The sequence below is a fragment of the Oleiphilus sp. HI0043 genome (assembly GCF_001634935.1).
In genome coordinates, this window is record NZ_LWEY01001270.1 from 1 (window position 1) to 1,315 (window position 1,315).

A 1,315-nucleotide genomic window follows, 5' to 3' on the forward strand; every position below is an offset into this window, starting at 1 on the left:
TGAAGGCAATGAGGCTATGCAGATTTCTCAGGTAACTGACGAAGATGCTATCTACGGCCTTGAAGCGATCGCCGAGCTCTTTGAGTTTGTCGACAGTAACGTTAAAGCGATACTTGAAACCTCTCCCGAACTATTCAAAGTACGTAACGCTGCTAACTCTATCTTCGAAAATTCTATCGCACTGAAAAAAGATACATCTACTCTATCGAACCAGTTCCAAAACCAGGCTGATGACCGCTTCTTTAACCCGAATACGGCTTATATCATTCTAGCGCTAATCATCATGTTGATTGTTTATGCTGGCTGGTACTTATACCGCGAATCTCAAAATCGTCTGCAAATGACGGAAGAACAGAACGAACAGAACCAAAACGCAATCTTACGTTTACTTGATGAACTTGCCGACCTTGCTGATGGTGACCTGACAACAGAAGCAACAGTAACCGAGGATTTCACGGGTGCAATTGCTGACTCGATTAACTTCGCGATCGACCAAATGCGTGGCTTGGTAAAAGCTATTCGTGATACCGCCTTACAGGTTGCTTCATCAGCCCAGGAAACACAGGGCACAGCGATGCAGCTGGCTGAATCTTCAGAGCATCAGGCGCAAGAAATTGCGGGTGCTTCTGCCGCGGTTAACGAAATGGCGGTGTCTATCGACCAAGTATCATCTAACGCTGCAGAGTCTACTTCGGTTGCGGAAAGATCGGTAACCATCGCGAAGAAAGGTGCTGAAGTGGTACAAAATACCATCCACGGCATGGACACTATTCGTGAGCAGATTCAAGAAACATCAAAACGTATCAAACGCTTGGGTGAATCATCTCAGGAAATCGGGGATATCGTATCCTTGATCAACGACATTGCCGACCAGACCAACATTCTATCTTTGAACGCTGCGATTCAGGCATCGATGGCTGGGGATGCAGGTCGAGGCTTCGCGGTTGTTGCCGACGAAGTACAGAGACTGGCGGAACGTTCTTCTGCTGCAACCAAGCAGATTGAAGCACTGGTTAAAACCACTCAGACAGATACCAACGAAGCGGTAATCTCGATGGAACACACCACGGCAGAAGTGGTACGAGGAGCTCGACTTGCACAAGATGCGGGTGTTGCCCTAGAAGAAATCGAAACAGTTTCGATGAGTCTTGCAGACTTGATCCAGAATATCTCTAACGCGTCACGTCAACAGTCATTGTCGGCGGGTCACATTTCTAACACGATGAACGTTATTCAAGAGATTACCTCTCAAACTTCATCAGGTACGACGGCAACAGCGAAATCTATCGGTAACCTTGCTGAAATGGCTAGTCAG

At 47.1% G+C, this 1,315-nt stretch carries 1 protein-coding gene; it reads left to right on the forward strand.

Translation table 11 applies throughout. From position 1 onward, the window contains the following. On the forward strand, window positions 1–1,315 hold a 1,315-nt coding region (locus A3729_RS16565; protein ID WP_197475885.1), incomplete at both ends, for a methyl-accepting chemotaxis protein.